Raw genomic sequence first — 15,193 nt, forward strand, 5'->3', positions numbered from 1 at the left:
TTTGGTGGAGCCAATCGGAATCGAACCGACGACCTCTTGAATGCCATTCAAGCGCTCTCCCAACTGAGCTATGGCCCCACTCCCGGCAGTCAGCCGGCGCCGTTTCCGGCGAAGAGATCCGGCGCGGTCGGGACCGCGCCGTCGTTTAGTGCTGGCGGCTTCTAGCGCCGCCTTCGGACAAGATCAAGCCTTCAAAAGCCGCTTTTTCGTCACAGGCCAAAATGGCCGGCAAACGATCCGATCAGACCTCGTCCTCGTCGTCGCCGACGCCGATCATGTCGGAGACGTCGTCGTCCTCTTCTTCTTCGTCGGCAAGGAAAGTATCGTCCTCGTCATCGCCGAGATCGACGTCTTCATCCTCGTCGTCGCCGAGATCGGGAAGAGCGTCGCCGCCGCCCTTGGCCTCGTCATCGGCTTCCTCGAGCGAGACGACTTCGGCGCCTTCTTCTTCGTCGCCGTCCACTTCCTTGTCGGCGACTTCCTCTTCTTCCTCGATGGCGGAAATCTTGCCTTCGTCGAAATAGGAGCGCGGATAGCTCTTGCCCGTATAGGGCGAGACGATCGGGTCTTTGTTCAGGTCGTAGAATTTCCGCCCCGTCTCGGGGTCGACACGCTTTGTGCCAAGTTCAGCTTTCGCCACAGCAAGCCTCGTCAAAAAAAGAATGGTCCCCTTAGCCGCAGTTTACGGCGCTGTCAAAGCCAAAAGACATGCGCGCAAAACCCGCTTTTCAAAGGCTTGCGCCAAGGGGATGACCATTGCCGCGCGCCGTGATACGAGACCGCCGCATCATGACGAACCGTGCCGGCCAGCCGGCATTTCATTTGGAAGACAAAATGTCTCATTCCGCCGCCGCTAAACCAGCCACGGCCCGCAAATCCCCCGCCCTTGCCGGCACCGCACGCGTGCCGGGCGACAAATCGATCTCGCACCGCTCCTTCATGTTCGGCGGCCTCGCTTCCGGCGAAACCCGCATCACCGGCCTGCTCGAGGGCGAGGACGTGATGCGCACCGGCGCGGCGATGAAGGCGATGGGCGCGCATATCGAGAAGCGCGGCGCCGAGTGGGTGATCCGCGGCACCGGCAACGGGGCGCTGTTGCAGCCGGAAGGCCCGCTCGATTTCGGCAATGCCGGCACCGGTTCGCGGCTGACCATGGGTCTCGTCGGCACCTATGACATGGAGACGACCTTCATCGGCGACGCCTCGCTTTCCGGCCGGCCGATGGGCCGCGTGCTCGACCCGCTGCGCCAGATGGGCGTGCAGGTGCTGAAGGCAGCGCCCGGCGACCGCATGCCGATCACGCTGCGTGGCCCGAAACATGCCGCGCCGATCACCTATCGCGTGCCGATGGCGTCGGCCCAAGTGAAGTCGGCGGTGCTGCTTGCCGGCCTCAACACGCCTGGCATCACCACCGTGATCGAACCGGTGATGACGCGCGATCATACCGAAAAGATGCTGAAGGGCTTTGGCGCCAACCTGACGGTCGAGACCGACGAGCGCGGCGTGCGCCACATCTTCATCGAGGGCCAGGGCAAGCTGACTGGACAGGCCATCGCCGTGCCCGGCGACCCATCCTCGGCCGGCTTCCCGCTGGTCGCCGCGCTCATCGTGCCGGGCTCGGACATCACGATCGAAAACGTGCTGATGAACCCGACCCGCACCGGCCTGCTTTTAACTCTGCAGGAGATGGGCGGGCGCATCGACATCCTCAATCCGCGCAATGCCGGCGGCGAGGACGTCGCGGATCTGCGCGTGCGGTATTCCGAGTTGAAGGGCGTCATCGTGCCGCCGGAGCGGGCACCGTCGATGATCGACGAATATCCGGTGCTGGCCGTTGCCGCCAGTTTCGCCGAGGGCGAGACGCTGATGCAGGGCCTGGAGGAATTGCGCGTCAAGGAATCCGACCGGCTGGCGGCCGTGGCCAACGGGCTGAAGCTCAACGGCGTCGACTGCAGCGAGGGCGAGGCTTCGCTCGCAGTGCGCGGCAGACCGGGCGGCAAGGGGCTGGGCGGCAGTGGCCAGGAAATAGCGGTGAAGACGCATCTCGACCACCGCATCGCCATGAGCTTTCTGGTGATGGGGCTGGCGACGGAAAAGCCGGTGACCATCGACGACGCCAACATGATCGCGACGAGCTTTCCGGAGTTCATGGGATTGATGAAGGGGCTGGGCGCGGAGATCGAGTGACGGGCGATGGGTTGGGGTCAAACTGAAATGCCGGCGGGACAGCGCCCCCCTCTGTCCTGCCGGACATCTCCCCCACAAGGGGGGAGATCAGCCCTTGTCGCGGCTTTCGCCAATCGCCCACGTTGCAGAATTGAGCGAGGCGCCAATACTGCCAATCTCCCCCCAAGTGGGGGAGATGTCCGGCAGGACAGAGGGGGGCGCGAAGGATCACGGCACTCGTCTTGTTCCTTGCGCCCTCTATTCATGGCGAGCAGCCAATGACCTCGACCTTTACCATCGCCATCGACGGCCCGGCCGGCGCCGGCAAGGGCACGCTGGCCCGCCGGCTTTCCGACCACTACCGCCTGAACCTTCTCGACACCGGCCTCACTTACCGCGCCGTCGCCCACAAGCTGCTCGAGCTCGGCCTGCCTCTCGACAATGTCTCGGCGGCCGAAACCGCGGCGCGGCAGGTCAACCTGTCGAGCCTCGACCGGACAGTGCTGTCGGCCCATGCCGTGGGCGAGGCGGCCTCCAAGGTCGCCGTCATTCCCACGGTACGGCGCATCCTGGTCGAAAAGCAGCGCGCCTTCGCCAAGGCACCGCCGGGCGCGGTGCTCGACGGCCGCGACATCGGCACCGTGGTGTGCCCTGATGCCGACATCAAGCTCTATGTCACGGCAAGTGCCGCGGTGCGGGCAAAGCGCCGGCTGGCCGAGATCGAGAGCATGGGCGGCAGCGCCGATTTCGCCACGATCCTCGCCGATATCGAGCGCCGCGACGAGCGCGACATGGGCCGCTCCGACTCGCCGCTCAAGCCGGCGGCAGACGCGCACTTGCTTGATACCAGCGAAATGGCTATAGAAGCCGCGTTTCTGGCGGCGATGGCGATCGTTGACGACGTCCTTGCCAAGAGAAACAAGGCCTGATTACGGGTTTTCGATTGCCGTCGGCGGCGAAAATACCCATATCGGGCAAGAACCAGCCTGCCAGCATTCTTATGCGCCGGACTTGCCGCCTGAACAGCGGCCAAGGGCTTTCAGCCCGGAACGCCGGCAGGCTCAACGCAACGCTAACCCACGGCGCCCGCCCCGCTCGAAATGCGAGGCATTCCAGGAGAAACAATGTCAGTAGCTAATCCGTCTCGCGACGATTTCGCGAGCATGCTCGAAGAATCATTCACCGCCGGCCATTCCGGCGAGGGCCAGGTTGTCCGGGGCACGATCACCGCGATCGAAAAGGACATGGCCATCATCGACGTCGGCCTCAAGGTCGAAGGCCGCGTGCCGCTGAAGGAATTCGGCGCCAAGGGCAAGGAATCCTCCCTCAAGGTCGGCGACACCGTCGAAGTCTATGTCGAGCGCATCGAGAACGCGCTTGGCGAGGCCATGCTGTCGCGCGAGAAGGCTCGCCGCGAAGAGAGCTGGGTCCGTCTCGAAGAGAAGTTCACCAAGGGTGAGCGCGTCGAAGGCGTCATCTTCAACCAGGTCAAGGGCGGCTTCACCGTCGACCTCGACGGCGCCGTGGCGTTCCTGCCGCGCAGCCAGGTCGACATCCGCCCGATCCGCGACGTCACCCCGCTGATGCACAACCCGCAGCCCTTCGAGATCCTCAAGATGGATCGCCGCCGCGGCAACATCGTGGTGTCGCGCCGCACCGTGCTCGAGGAAAGCCGCGCCGAACAGCGTTCGGAAATCGTGCAGAACCTCGAGGAAGGCCAGGTGGTCGAAGGCGTGGTCAAGAACATCACCGATTACGGTGCGTTCGTCGACCTCGGCGGCATCGACGGCCTGCTGCACGTCACCGACATGGCTTGGCGCCGCGTCAACCATCCGACCGAGATCCTCAACATCGGCCAGACGGTCAAGGTGCAGATCATCCGCATCAACCAGGAAACCCACCGCATCTCGCTCGGCATGAAGCAGCTCGAGTCGGATCCGTGGTCGGATATCGGCACCAAGTTCCCGATCGGCAAAAAGATCAAGGGCACCGTCACCAACATCACCGACTACGGCGCGTTCGTCGAGCTGGAGCCGGGCATCGAAGGCCTAATCCACGTTTCGGAAATGTCGTGGACGAAGAAGAACGTGCACCCCGGCAAGATCCTGTCGACGACGCAGGAAGTCGACGTCGTGGTGCTCGAGGTCGATCCGGCCAAGCGCCGCATCTCGCTCGGCCTCAAGCAGACGCTGGAGAATCCGTGGCAGGCTTTTGCCTCGAGCCATCCGGTCGGCAGCCAGGTCGAGGGCGAGGTCAAGAACAAGACCGAGTTCGGCCTGTTCATCGGCCTGGAAGGCGACGTGGACGGCATGGTGCACCTCTCCGACCTCGACTGGACCCGTCCGGGCGAGCAGGTCATCGAAGAGTACAATCGCGGCGACATGGTCAAGGCGCAGGTGCTCGACGTCGACATCGAGAAGGAGCGCATCTCGCTCGGCATCAAGCAACTGGCCCGTGACACGGTCGGTGAAGCGGCCAACAGCGGCGAGCTGCGCAAGAACGCCGTCGTCACCTGCGAGGTCATCGGCGTGAAGGATGGCGGTCTGGACGTGCGGCTGGTCGACAGCGGCATCGAGACCTTCATCAAGCGTTCCGACCTCTCGCGCGACCGCGACGAGCAGCGGCCCGAGCGCTTCACCGTCGGCCAGAAGGTCGATGCGCGCGTCATCGCCTTCGACAAGAAGACCCGCAAGCTGCAGGTCTCGATCAAGGCGCTGGAAATCGCCGAGGAGAAGGAAGCGGTCGCCCAGTACGGCTCGACCGACTCCGGCGCCTCGCTGGGCGACATCCTGGGCGCGGCGCTGAAGAAGCAGGGCAGCTAAGCCAAGCCTCTTCAACGGACGAACAGCAAAAAAACCCGCCGGAGCGATCCGGCGGGGTTTTTCTCTTGTCGGGATATCAGAGCAATTCCAGGAAAAGTGTCAGCGGTTTTCCGTCCGGAATTGCGTATAACAAAGAGATAGAGTTCAGGCGCGGCCGTAGAGCGGGACCAGCGTGCCGCTCATCGCCTGGTTGGCGGGTGAGGCGAGATAGGCGATCGCTTCGGCCGCAGCCTCGAGGCTGACCCATTTGGCGAAATCGGCGTCGGGCATGTCGGCGCGGTTGGCGGGCGTGTCGAGCGTCGAGGGCGCAACGGCGTTGACCAGGATGCCTTTGCCTTTCAGCTCTTCGGCCATCGCCACCGTCATGGCCGCGACCGCCGCCTTGCTCGCGGCATAGGCGACCATCCCGGAGCCGCGCCTGGGTTCGAGGCCGGCGCGCGCGGTGACATTGACGATGCGGCCGGCCGTGTTGGAGGCCAGCATCGAGCGCACCGCGGCGCGGCTGCACAGGAACGCCGTGCGGGCGTTGGTGTCCATCATTTCGGCGAAGGAGGCGGACTCGATCTTTTCGACCGGCGCCATGGTGAAGCCGCCGGCAAGGTGGATCGAGGCCCAGAGCTCGGGTAGCTGATGGTAGAAGGCCTCGACCTTGGCCGAATCCGACAGGTCGACATTATGCGCCAGATGCACGCTGGCGTGGGCTGCAAAAGGAAAATGCGGCGGCGCCGCCGCGTGGGCGTTCGGCACGTGGCAGATCGCGCCCTGTTCAAGCAACCTGCCGACAACCGCGCCGCCGAGCGCCCCAGTGCCGCCCGTCACCACGATATGCCTGCCATTCAGCGTTTCCGTCATACTTTGACCGCTCCTGTCATATTTTTTATGATTATATCTTGGGTTATGCCGCCCCAGCCTCGAACGTCGCCCCTTTCGCGCTGTCACTCAATTGAAATATCGACATGGCTGGCGCAGCGTCTTTGCATGCGTCGGAGCATGGCGGGCGATGCCAGTTGCTGGTGCGCCGATATGGACCAAGCAACGGTCGCGCCAGTCTTTCAGTCGACGGTGATTTCGATGACGCGCGGCTTGCCGGCCGCCCGCGCGCGCTTCAGCGCCTCGGTGAGGCCGCCGACCCCGGCCAGCCGCTCGGCCTCGATGCCATAAGCGTCGGCGAGCTTGCAGAAATCCGGCGGCGCCGGCGATACGCCGACCGGCTCGACGCCCACATCGAGCATCGAGGTCTCGATCTCGCGATAGCCGCGATTGTTCCAGACGACGAAAATGACCGGCGTTTCGGCATCGAGCGCGGCGCCGATCTCCGGCAAAGTGAACTGGAAGCCGCCGTCGCCGGTGAGGCACACCACCGGCGCTTGCGGAACGGCAAGCGCCGCGCCGATCGCCGCCGGCGGACCGTAGCCCAGCGCGCCGAAACCGGTCGCGGCGTTGAACCAGCCGCCGGGACGGTCGTGGTCGTAATAGAGGTTGGCGGCATAGATGGGCTGTGTCGAATCGCCGACGATGATGGCGCCCGGCAGCGTGTCGCGGATCAGTTCCACGGCGCGCAACTGCGCCAGATATTCCGGCCTCAATTCGGCCAGCGCCGCTTCTCGCCCCGCTGCCGCGCGGCCTTCGCCGTCTTTCGCGGCGACGTGGTCCTGCCCAAGCGCGGCAAGCAAAGCCTCGATCCCTTCGGCGCAATCCGCCTGGATGCCGACCGTCACCGGACGGCGTGCGATCTGGTCGGCGCCGATGTCGATGCGGATCAGGTTCTTCGGCAGCACGAAGCCGCCGTCGCCATAGCCGTCATAGTCGGTGGGGCCGAATTCGGTGCCGGCCGCGATCACCAGATCGGCGTCCGCCATCAGCGCGCGCACCGCCTTGAGGCTGGGGCTGGCCGGCACGCAAAGCGGATGGCCATGCAACAGGCCACGCGCATTGGCGGTTTCGACCACGGGCGCGCCAAGCGTCTCGGCCAGGCGCCGCAGCGCCGCGTCGGCCTTTTTGGCGCCGCCGCCTGACAGGATCAGCGGCCGACGGGCGGCCTTGCAGAGCCGCGCCGCCTCGGCAGTCGCCGCCGCGTCCGGCGCGGGCGGCGCGACATTGCTCAGCGCCGCCGCGATGCCGTCGGCCGGTTTGACCATGACGTCGGTGGGAATTTCGATATGGACCGGGCCCGGCCGCGCCGACGAAAACAACGCGAAGGCGCGGGCGAGCGCGCCCGGCAATTGATGGGCTTCAGTGACGCGCTCGGAAGACAGCGCCACCTTTTCCATCATGCCGCGCTGGTCGGGCAGCTCATGCAGGAAGCCGAGCCCCTTGCCGAGCGTATCGGTGGCGTTGACGCCGGAGATGACCAGCATCGGTACCGAATCGGCGCGCGCCTGACCCATGGCGGTGATGGTGTTGGTGAGCCCCGGCCCGGTGATGACGAAGGCGACGCCCGGCCGGCCGCCGGCACGCGCATAGCCGTCGGCCATGAAGCCGGCGCCCTGCTCGTGGCGCGGCGTGACATGGCGGATCTTCGAACGCGCCAGGCCGCGATAGAGCTCGACCGTGTGCACGCCCGGAATACCGAAGACGGTGTCGACGCCATGCGCTTCGAGCAAGGTGATCAGCGCTTCGCCGATGGTTGTCATTGGTTTTCTCCTATTTGTTTTTCGCAATTCCGGACGGAAAACCGCTTGTCACTTTTCCTGGAATTACTCTAGCGGCCCAAGGCCGAGTTCGGCCTCGACGGCCTTGATGCCAATCGCCGCCAATTCGCCTTGCGAAAACATCTCGCCGGCCAGGCAGCCTTCGATCCAGAGCCCGTCGATGATCGCGTTGATCGCGATGGCGTGGCGGCGCAGCTCAGCCGCGTCCGGCTTGCGCCGTTCGGCGGCGAGCACTTCGGCCACGACCGCTTCCACCTCGTTGCGAAAGCCAAGGTAGCCTTCGCGGTGGGCGCGGGCGAGCGTCGGATCCGCGCCGGCGCGGCCAAGAAAGGTTGCCCAGAGCGAGAATACCCGCTGATCGATGATCGGCGCGTTGAGATTGGCGGTGACGAAAGCCGCAAGCCGCTGGCGCGGCGAGGCATCGTCCATGACCAAAGCCGCTTTAGCTTGCTCGGTCATGCGGCCCATAAGTGCCGCATAGGCCTCCTGCAGCAGGTCTTCCTTGCCGGGGAAATAGTGCCGGATCAGCCCGGCGGTGACGCCGGCGCGCAAGGCGATGGTGCGCACGGTGGCGCCCCGCAGGCCATGTTCGGCCACGCTGTCCAGGGTCGCATCGATCAGGTCCTGCCGCCGCCGCTCCTCGCCCTCGCGGCGGAACTTGCGGCGCGCATTCATTGGCGCAGGATCGGCCGCGTCAGGCATGTCGGCCCGCCTTCACAGGCGATGCAGAGCGCATCCGCCTCGAATATCTCGACCGTGCAGCCGGCGGCTTCCATCGCGGCCTTGGTCTTGGGGAAGCCGGCAACGGCAATCACCTTGTGCGGACTGGTCGGCAGCACGTTCAGGCTGAGGCCGTTGGAAGCGGCGAACTCTCCGGCGTCGCCTTCGACCAGTCGGATGCCGCGCGCCTTCAGCATCTGATAGAACGCGGCCGGCAACAGCGGTGAATAGACCAGAGCGAGGTCGTCGGCGAGCGGGCTGATCACCGACATCAGATGCAGGCACGCCTCTTCGCCCTGCCACAGCGGCAGATCGAAGCCGTAGACGGAAATGCCCAGCGGCGTCAGCAGGTTGGCAACCTGCTGGATGCCTTCCTGGTTGGAGCGGACGCCGCGCCCGATCGCCAGCGTGCGGGCGTCCACCCACACGCAATCGCCGCCCTCGACCTGGCCGGGAGCCTCGACGCGGCCGAGGATCGGGATGCCCAGTCTTTTATAGGTTTCCTCGTGCAACGAGGGCTCCTTGGCGCGCAATGGCTTGCCCATGGACAGGATCAGCGCGCCGCGGTCGGTCATCAGCGACGGGTCGTGCGTGAACACCGAATCTGAAAGGCCGTCGGCCTTGTCCTCGATCCATTCGATTTCGGCGCCGGAAGCCGCCACCAGCTCGGCAAGGAGCGCATGCTGCGAGGCCGCTTTCGCCGGGTTGAAGCCCGGGCCGTAGTGCCAGGCAGCCCTGTCGGCATCGCGCATGGCGTTGGCCGCCGACCGCATCAGCACGCGCCGCAGCGGCGCCGCCATGGACTGTGATCCGAAAGCGCTCATCGATGCCCTTTTAAGCTGAAAAAAATCGAAAAATTTTCATGAGCGGCTATTTATACACTTGCACAACAACGCCGCAAGTGCCGTAATGTGCGGGATTGACGGGCTCGCGCTGTTGGGTCCATGCTGAAGTCTGGAGCGGGCAGTGCAGCGTAATGTTGATTAGCCGGATAGACGTTCGACGACCTGCCGTCGGCCAAATAGAGGTCACCCGGTGAGCGCGGTGGACGCTGCCGCAGTCCGATCAGGCGAGGCGCAAAACAGCGCCGCCGAAGCCATCCACGTCGAAAACCTGCACAAGAAGTTCGGTCAGCTGCACGTGCTGAAAGGCGTTTCGCTGTCGGCGCGCGACGGCGAGGTGGTCGCCATCATCGGCGGTTCCGGTTCCGGCAAATCGACGCTGTTGCGCTGCATCAACTGCCTGGAAAACCCGACCAGCGGCATCATCCGGGTCAATGGCGAGGAGATCAAGCTCAAGGCCGACAGCCACGGCCACACGGTTCCGGCCGATCGCCGGCAGATCGAGCGCATCCGTTCCCGGCTCGGCATGGTGTTCCAGAATTTCAACCTCTGGAGTCACATGACCTTGATCGAGAACGTCATCGAGGTTCCGGTGCATGTGCTGGGCGTCAAGCGCGACGAGGCGATCGCGCAAGCCGAGAAGCTGCTCGCCCGCGTGGGGCTGGCGGAGAAGCGCGACGTCTATCCGGCATTTCTGTCCGGCGGGCAGCAGCAGCGCGCCGCGATCGCCCGCGCGCTGGCGATCAATCCGCGCGTCATGCTGTTCGACGAGCCGACGTCCGCGCTCGATCCCGAGCTGGTCGGCGAGGTGCTGAAAGTGATCGGCGACCTGGCGCGCGAGGGGCGCACCATGGTGCTGGTGACGCATGAAATGAAGTTCGCCCGTGAGGTCGCGACGCATGTCGTCTACCTCTACAACGGGCTGGTCGAGGAGGAAGGTCCGCCGGAACAGCTGTTCGGCGCGCCCAAATCCGAAAGGCTCAAACAATTCCTCCGCAATGTCGGCTAGGAGCCGGCATCAAGCGGGGCGAAAACCGGGAACAACAACAAACTGGGAGTCCTGACATGAAGACTGTTCTCAAGACATTCGCGGCGGCGCTGCTACTCGGCGTCGCGGCGATGGGCGGCGTGGCAAAGGCCGAGCAGGTCAAGATCGGCGTCGCCGCCGAGCCATACCCGCCCTTCACCTCGCCCGATGCCAGCGGCAAATGGGTAGGCTGGGAGATCGAATTCGTCGACGCGGTCTGCGCCGAGGAGAAGCTCGATTGCGTGATCACCCCCGTCGCCTGGGACGGCATCATTCCGGCGCTGACGACGAAGAAGATCGACGCCATCGTCTCCTCGATGTCGATCACCGCCGAGCGCGAGAAGACGATCGACTTCTCGGACAAGTACTATAACACCCCGACCGCCATCATCGGACCGAAGGACCAGAAGTTCGGCGCGACGCCGGACGATCTCAAGGGCAAGGTGATCGGTGTTCAGGTCTCGACCGTGCATGCGGTGTACGCCAAGAAGCATTTCACCGGCGCGCAGGAGATCAAGGAATACCAGACGCAGGACGAAGCCAACAACGATCTGGCCGCCGGCCGTCTCGACGCGGTGCAGGCCGATTCCATCGCCCTCGGCGAATTCCTCAAGACCGACCAAGGCAAGGCCTGCTGCGACCTGAAGGGCATGGTGGCTCCGGACGACGAGGTGCTTGGACCGGGCGTCGGCGCCGGCATCCGCAAGGAAGACACCGCGCTCAAGGAAAAGTTCAACGCCGGCATCAAGGCGATCCGCTCCAACGGCAAGTATGACGAGATCTCGAAGAAGTATTTCGACTTCGACATCTATGGCGGCGCCACGCAGTCGAACTGAACCCTCTCGCAAATGAGTGAGGGCATGGCGTCCGCGCCATGCCCGATCCTTGCAACGCACGCCTGCCGCTGACCTGGCCGTCAGTGGCTCGCCAGCAATCCGGGGGCGAAGCTGATCGACGCCTTTCTTCCGGCCTCCGCGGCCGGCATCATGGAACTCCTGTCACCCGTGGCGCCCGGCTGGGGCGGCACGCTTCTGGTCGGGTTGCTGCATTCGATCGAGATCGCCATCGGCGCCACCTGCCTCGGCCTGATGATCGGCACCGCCGGCGCCTTCGGCAAGCTCTATGGCGGTCCGGTGACACGCGATCTGCTGGCCATCTACACCACAGTGGTCCGCGCCGTGCCGGAACTGGTGCTGATCCTACTGCTCTATTACGCAGGCACCGATCTCATCAACCAGGTGTTGACGGCAATGGGCTACCAGCGCGTCGATATCAGCGGGCTGGCGGCCGGTATTTTCGTGCTTGGTTTCGTCCAGGGCGCCTATTCGACGGAAGTGATCCGCGGCGCTATCCTGGCCATCCCGCAAGGCCAGATCGAAGCGGCCCGCGCCTACGGCATGTCGCCGGGCCTGATGCTGCGACGCGTCACGGTACCGGCCATGCTGCCTTTCGCCCTTCCCGGTCTCGCCAATCTCTGGCTGATCGCCACCAAGGACACCGCGCTGCTCGCCGTCGTCGGCTTTTTCGAACTGACGCTGGCGACGCGCCAGGCGGCGGGCGTCACCAAGGCCTATCTCATCTTCTATCTCGCGGCCGGCGCGCTCTATCTCGCGCTCTCGCTGTTCTCCAACCTGGTCATCGGCCGCGTCGAGGCTTGGTCGCGACGCGGCATGCCCTCCGTCAAGGAGGCACGCTGATGTCGGCCGAAGCCTCCGCGATCAACATGGCGGCGCGCGCCTCGATCTGGCTCAAGCCGCACCGCATCGTGCTGATCCTGATAGCCTTGGCCCTCGTCCTTTGCGCAGCCTTCTTCATGCGCTGGGACTGGCTGCCGCAATATTGGGAAATGGGCCTGATGGGCATCTGGCGGGCGCTCTGGATTCTCGCCGTCACCTGCGCGCTGGGCTTTGCGCTTGCCGTGCCGCTGGGGCTCGCCCAGGCCGGCGGGCCGATCTGGTTTTCGGCGCCGGCGAAGGTCTTCTGCACCATCATCCGGGGAACGCCACTGCTCTTACAGCTCTGGCTTCTCTATTACGGCCTCGGCTCGATCTTCCCGCAATATCCGTGGATCCGTGAATCGTGGCTTTGGCCGTATCTGCGGCAAGCCTGGCCGTATGGCGTGGTGGCGCTGACCTTGTCCTTCGCCGGTTATGAAGGCGAGGTGATGCGCGGCGCCTTTGCCGGCGTGCCACGCGGGCAGTTGGAAGCCGCCCGCGCGTTCGGCATGAGCCGCTGGAAAATCTTCCGCCGCATCTGGCTGCCCCAGGCTTTTTACCGGGCACTGCCGACCTTGACCGGCGAAACGGTGCTGCAGTTGAAGTCGACGCCGCTGGTGGCGACGATCAGCGTCATCGACATCTTCGCGGTCTCCTCCAAGGTGCGCCAGGACACCTATCTGACCTACGAGCCTTTGCTCTTGCTGGCGCTGATCTATATGACGATCACCGGCATCCTGGTCTTCGCCTTCAGCCGGATCGAGGCTCGGATTCCGGTGAAGATCGGGTAGTGAATGGTGAATAGTGAATGGTAAATGGTCGCAATTTTCGCGCCCTCGTCTAAGACCACTATTCACTATTCACCATTCACCAAGGCTCACCATGCAACTCAGTCTCGAACAGGCAACAGGCCTATGCCGGATGGCGGCGCTCGGCGCCGGCGCCAATGAGGAGGCGGCGCAGTCGCTGACCGCCTCGATCATCGCGGCGGAAGCCGAGGGCCTGTCGAGCGTCGGCCTGTCGCATTTCATCGATTATCTGGAAGCGATCGAAGCCGGCCGTATCGACGGCAATGCCGATCCGGTCATCACAAGGCCGGCGCTCGCGGTCTATCTTTCGGATGCGCGCGGCGGGCTTGCCCATACCGGCTTCGACCGCAGCATCGAGGATCTCGTCAAGGCGGCGAAGCTGTTCGGTGTGGCGATCTTCTCGCAAAAGAACGCCTATACATGCGGCGCGCTCGGCTATTTCACCGGACGGCTGGCCGAGCAGGGGCTGGTGTCCTTCGCCGCCACCAACGGGCCGGCGGTGCTCGCCGGCTCAGGCTCGATCAAGCCGGTCTATTGCACCAACCCGATGTCCTTTGCGTCGCCCGCCGCCGACGGGCCACCTTTGATCATCGACCAGTCGTCGAGCGCCACCGCCTTCGTCAACATCCGCAAGGCGGCCGAGGAGGGCAAGAATATCCCCGAAGGCTGGGCGCTGGACGTCAGCGGCAACCCGACCACCGATTCGGCGGCGGCGATGAAAGGTGCGATGCTTGCCTTTGGCGGTCAGCGCGGCGCCAACATCGCGCTGATGGTCGAGGTGCTGGCCGCGGGCATTTCCGGCGCCAACTGGTCGCTCGACGCGCCCTGGTTCTCCGGCGGGCCGGACAGCCCCGGAACCGGCCTCTTCGTACTCGCCATCGAGCCCAAGCTGCTCGATCCGGAGTTCGAGCAGCGCATGAAGGATCAGCTCGACCGGCTGCGGCGACGCTATGGCGTGCATATTCCCGGCCGGTCCCGGGCCGAAGCCGCGGAGAAGGCAAAGGCACGCGGCATTGCCACGTCCAAGGCGGTTGTACAGCGCATTTCTGAATTCGCCGAGCGTTATTCCGCCTGATTTTCTCCCGCGATTGAACCTTTTCCCGACCTGACACGACCCATATCCGGCACCCCATACCGCGAGCCGCTCGTTGGCTTCATCCGGCTCGCGGTTGGCGGCGCCGTGCCGGGCGTTCAGGGCGGGGGCGGGCGTGCTTGCTTCACGCCACCTTGATACCGTCTCAGGTCAGGCCGCCTCGTTGGACCCTGCTTCGGCGTGGACACTGCCCGGAAAACCCCGCTTCGGCGGGGTTTTCTGTTCTATCCAAAAGCGGTGGGAGCCGCGTCCCGGGCGAGTTCAAAAACAAGACGGCGGCGACTTCCGGTCGCTCTTTGCCTTTGGCGAGAAACGGATTAAGAAACGGCTTCAGCCAAGCACTCGCGCGGAGCCAGTCATGACCGAAATCCTGCAGACCCCCAAGCTCGTCGTCGTCTTCGGCGGCTCGGGTTTCGTCGGTCGCCATGTCGTGCGGGCGCTGGCCAAGCGCGGCTACCGCATCCGGGTCGCATGCCGGCGGCCCGACCTTGCCGGCCATGTGCAGCCGCTCGGCAATGTCGGCCAGATCCAGCCGGTGCAGGCTAATGTGCGCGTGCGCTGGTCGATCGACCGCGCCGTGCAGGGCGCCGACCACGTCGTCAATCTCGTCGCGATCCTGCACGAGACCGGCCGCCAGAAATTCGGCGCCGTGCACGATTTCGGCGCGCGCGCCGTCGCGGAGGCCGCGCGCTCGGTCGGCGCCGGCCTTACCCACATCTCGGCGCTCGGCGCCGATCTCAATTCGCCGTCCGACTATGCCCGGACCAAGGCGCTCGGCGAGAAAGCCGTGTTCGACACGATTGCGGACGCCGTCATCTTACGGCCGTCGATCAATTTCGGACCGGAAGACAGCTTCTTCAATCGCTTCGCCAACATGGCGCGCTACTCGCCGGTGCTGCCGCTGATCGGCGGCGGACAGAACAAGTTCCAGCCCGTCTATGTCGGCGACGTCGCCGAAGCGGTGGCGCGCTCGGTCGACGGCAAGATCAAGGGCGGCCAGATCTATGAGCTCGGCGGCCCGCAGGTGCTGACCTTCAAGCAATGCATGGAAGAGCTGCTGATGGTCGTCGAGCGTCGTCGCCTGCTGGTGCCGGTGCCGTTCTGGGTGGCGAACATCCAGGCCTCGATCCTCCAGCTGCTGCCCAATCCGCTGCTGACCAAGGACCAGGTGCTGCAGCTGCGCGAGCACAACATCGTCTCGGACGAAGCCGCCAAGGCCGCCAGGACGCTTGCCGGGCTAGGCATTCAGCCGCAGGCGATCGCCACCATCCTGCCGAGCTATCTCTGGCGCTTCCGCGCCGCCGGCCAGTTCCAGCAGCGCCGGCCGATCGCCGACCGTTAGGATCTC

Annotated in this window: 14 protein-coding genes and 1 tRNA gene; 9 read left to right on the forward strand and 6 right to left on the reverse strand. The window is 64.8% G+C overall.

Translation table 11 applies throughout. From position 1 onward, the window contains the following. Positions 1–2: 2 nt before the first annotated feature. Both DPM33_RS08455 and DPM33_RS08460 read right to left on the reverse strand, forming a co-directional pair. A tRNA-Ala gene (locus DPM33_RS08455) sits at positions 3–78 on the reverse strand. Between the two features lie 163 nt (positions 79–241). Then, entirely contained in the window at positions 242–640 is a 399-nt protein-coding gene (locus DPM33_RS08460) for a TIGR02300 family protein (RefSeq protein ID WP_112096958.1), read from the reverse strand. A gap of 194 nt (positions 641–834) precedes the next feature. On the opposite strand from DPM33_RS08460, the gene aroA reads away from it, so the two are divergent. The 3 genes from aroA (at position 835) to rpsA (ending at position 4,988) form a co-directional block, all read left to right on the forward strand. Continuing rightward, entirely contained in the window at positions 835–2,187 is a 1,353-nt protein-coding gene (aroA, locus tag DPM33_RS08465; protein WP_112097278.1) for a 3-phosphoshikimate 1-carboxyvinyltransferase, read from the forward strand. A gap of 257 nt (positions 2,188–2,444) precedes the next feature. Further along, positions 2,445–3,095, forward strand: a complete 651-nt coding sequence (cmk, locus tag DPM33_RS08475; protein ID WP_112096959.1) for a (d)CMP kinase — start codon at positions 2,445–2,447, stop codon at positions 3,093–3,095. Positions 3,096–3,290: 195 nt separating this feature from the next. Next, positions 3,291–4,988, forward strand: a complete 1,698-nt coding sequence (rpsA, locus tag DPM33_RS08480) for a 30S ribosomal protein S1 (RefSeq protein ID WP_112096960.1) — start codon at positions 3,291–3,293, stop codon at positions 4,986–4,988. Positions 4,989–5,132: 144 nt separating this feature from the next. On the opposite strand, the gene DPM33_RS08485 is transcribed toward rpsA, so the two are convergent. From DPM33_RS08485 to DPM33_RS08500, 4 genes are all read right to left on the reverse strand, one after another. Continuing rightward, positions 5,133–5,840, reverse strand: coding sequence for an SDR family NAD(P)-dependent oxidoreductase (locus DPM33_RS08485; protein ID WP_112096961.1), 708 nt, complete (start codon positions 5,838–5,840; stop codon positions 5,133–5,135). Positions 5,841–6,040: 200 nt separating this feature from the next. Further along, positions 6,041–7,621, reverse strand: a complete 1,581-nt coding sequence (locus tag DPM33_RS08490; protein ID WP_112096962.1) for a 5-guanidino-2-oxopentanoate decarboxylase — start codon at positions 7,619–7,621, stop codon at positions 6,041–6,043. A gap of 63 nt (positions 7,622–7,684) precedes the next feature. Beyond that, a complete protein-coding gene (locus DPM33_RS08495) occupies positions 7,685–8,341 on the reverse strand; it encodes a TetR family transcriptional regulator C-terminal domain-containing protein (protein ID WP_112096963.1) in 657 nt (218 codons plus the stop codon). Further along, positions 8,311–9,183, reverse strand: coding sequence for a dimethylarginine dimethylaminohydrolase family protein (locus tag DPM33_RS08500; RefSeq protein WP_112096964.1), 873 nt, complete (start codon positions 9,181–9,183; stop codon positions 8,311–8,313). The genes DPM33_RS08495 and DPM33_RS08500 overlap by 31 nt, the downstream gene beginning before the upstream one ends. A gap of 211 nt (positions 9,184–9,394) precedes the next feature. On the opposite strand from DPM33_RS08500, the gene DPM33_RS08505 reads away from it, so the two are divergent. The 6 genes from DPM33_RS08505 (at position 9,395) to DPM33_RS08530 (ending at position 15,187) form a co-directional block, all read left to right on the forward strand. Beyond that, entirely contained in the window at positions 9,395–10,210 is an 816-nt protein-coding gene (locus DPM33_RS08505) for an ABC transporter ATP-binding protein (RefSeq protein ID WP_112096965.1), read from the forward strand. Positions 10,211–10,266: 56 nt separating this feature from the next. Then, on the forward strand, positions 10,267–11,064 hold the full coding sequence (locus tag DPM33_RS08510; protein ID WP_112096966.1) for a transporter substrate-binding domain-containing protein: 798 nt from the start codon (positions 10,267–10,269) through the stop codon (positions 11,062–11,064). 150 nt (positions 11,065–11,214) lie between these two features. After that, positions 11,215–11,925 (forward strand): ABC transporter permease, encoded by a 711-nt coding sequence (locus tag DPM33_RS08515; RefSeq protein ID WP_112096967.1) that lies wholly within the window; start codon positions 11,215–11,217, stop codon positions 11,923–11,925. Beyond that, on the forward strand, positions 11,925–12,734 hold the full coding sequence (locus DPM33_RS08520; RefSeq protein ID WP_112096968.1) for an ABC transporter permease: 810 nt from the start codon (positions 11,925–11,927) through the stop codon (positions 12,732–12,734). The genes DPM33_RS08515 and DPM33_RS08520 overlap by 1 nt, the downstream gene beginning before the upstream one ends. 91 nt (positions 12,735–12,825) lie before the next feature. Beyond that, positions 12,826–13,827, forward strand: coding sequence for an Ldh family oxidoreductase (locus tag DPM33_RS08525; RefSeq protein ID WP_112096969.1), 1,002 nt, complete (start codon positions 12,826–12,828; stop codon positions 13,825–13,827). 376 nt (positions 13,828–14,203) lie between these two features. Then, positions 14,204–15,187 (forward strand): complex I NDUFA9 subunit family protein, encoded by a 984-nt coding sequence (locus DPM33_RS08530; RefSeq protein ID WP_112096970.1) that lies wholly within the window; start codon positions 14,204–14,206, stop codon positions 15,185–15,187. The last annotated feature ends 6 nt before the right edge of the window (positions 15,188–15,193 follow it).

Source organism: Mesorhizobium hawassense (assembly GCF_003289945.1).
GTDB classification, from domain to species: Bacteria; Pseudomonadota; Alphaproteobacteria; order Rhizobiales; family Rhizobiaceae; genus Mesorhizobium; species Mesorhizobium hawassense.

Excerpts from the sequence above, each read along its gene's own strand:
- DPM33_RS08485 (WP_112096961.1), bottom strand. The coding sequence starts at position 5,840 with ATGACGGAAACGCTGAATGGCAGGCATATCGTGGTGACGGGCGGCACT.
- cmk (WP_112096959.1), top strand. The coding sequence starts at position 2,445 with ATGACCTCGACCTTTACCATCGCCATCGACGGCCCGGCCGGCGCCGGC.
- DPM33_RS08510 (WP_112096966.1), top strand. The coding sequence starts at position 10,267 with ATGAAGACTGTTCTCAAGACATTCGCGGCGGCGCTGCTACTCGGCGTC.
- aroA (WP_112097278.1), top strand. The coding sequence starts at position 835 with ATGTCTCATTCCGCCGCCGCTAAACCAGCCACGGCCCGCAAATCCCCC.
- DPM33_RS08490 (WP_112096962.1), bottom strand. The coding sequence starts at position 7,621 with ATGACAACCATCGGCGAAGCGCTGATCACCTTGCTCGAAGCGCATGGC.
- DPM33_RS08515 (WP_112096967.1), top strand. The coding sequence starts at position 11,215 with ATGGAACTCCTGTCACCCGTGGCGCCCGGCTGGGGCGGCACGCTTCTG.
- DPM33_RS08520 (WP_112096968.1), top strand. The coding sequence starts at position 11,925 with ATGTCGGCCGAAGCCTCCGCGATCAACATGGCGGCGCGCGCCTCGATC.
- DPM33_RS08530 (WP_112096970.1), top strand. The coding sequence starts at position 14,204 with ATGACCGAAATCCTGCAGACCCCCAAGCTCGTCGTCGTCTTCGGCGGC.
- DPM33_RS08495 (WP_112096963.1), bottom strand. The coding sequence starts at position 8,341 with ATGCCTGACGCGGCCGATCCTGCGCCAATGAATGCGCGCCGCAAGTTC.
- DPM33_RS08500 (WP_112096964.1), bottom strand. The coding sequence starts at position 9,183 with ATGAGCGCTTTCGGATCACAGTCCATGGCGGCGCCGCTGCGGCGCGTG.
- rpsA (WP_112096960.1), top strand. The coding sequence starts at position 3,291 with ATGTCAGTAGCTAATCCGTCTCGCGACGATTTCGCGAGCATGCTCGAA.
- DPM33_RS08525 (WP_112096969.1), top strand. The coding sequence starts at position 12,826 with ATGCAACTCAGTCTCGAACAGGCAACAGGCCTATGCCGGATGGCGGCG.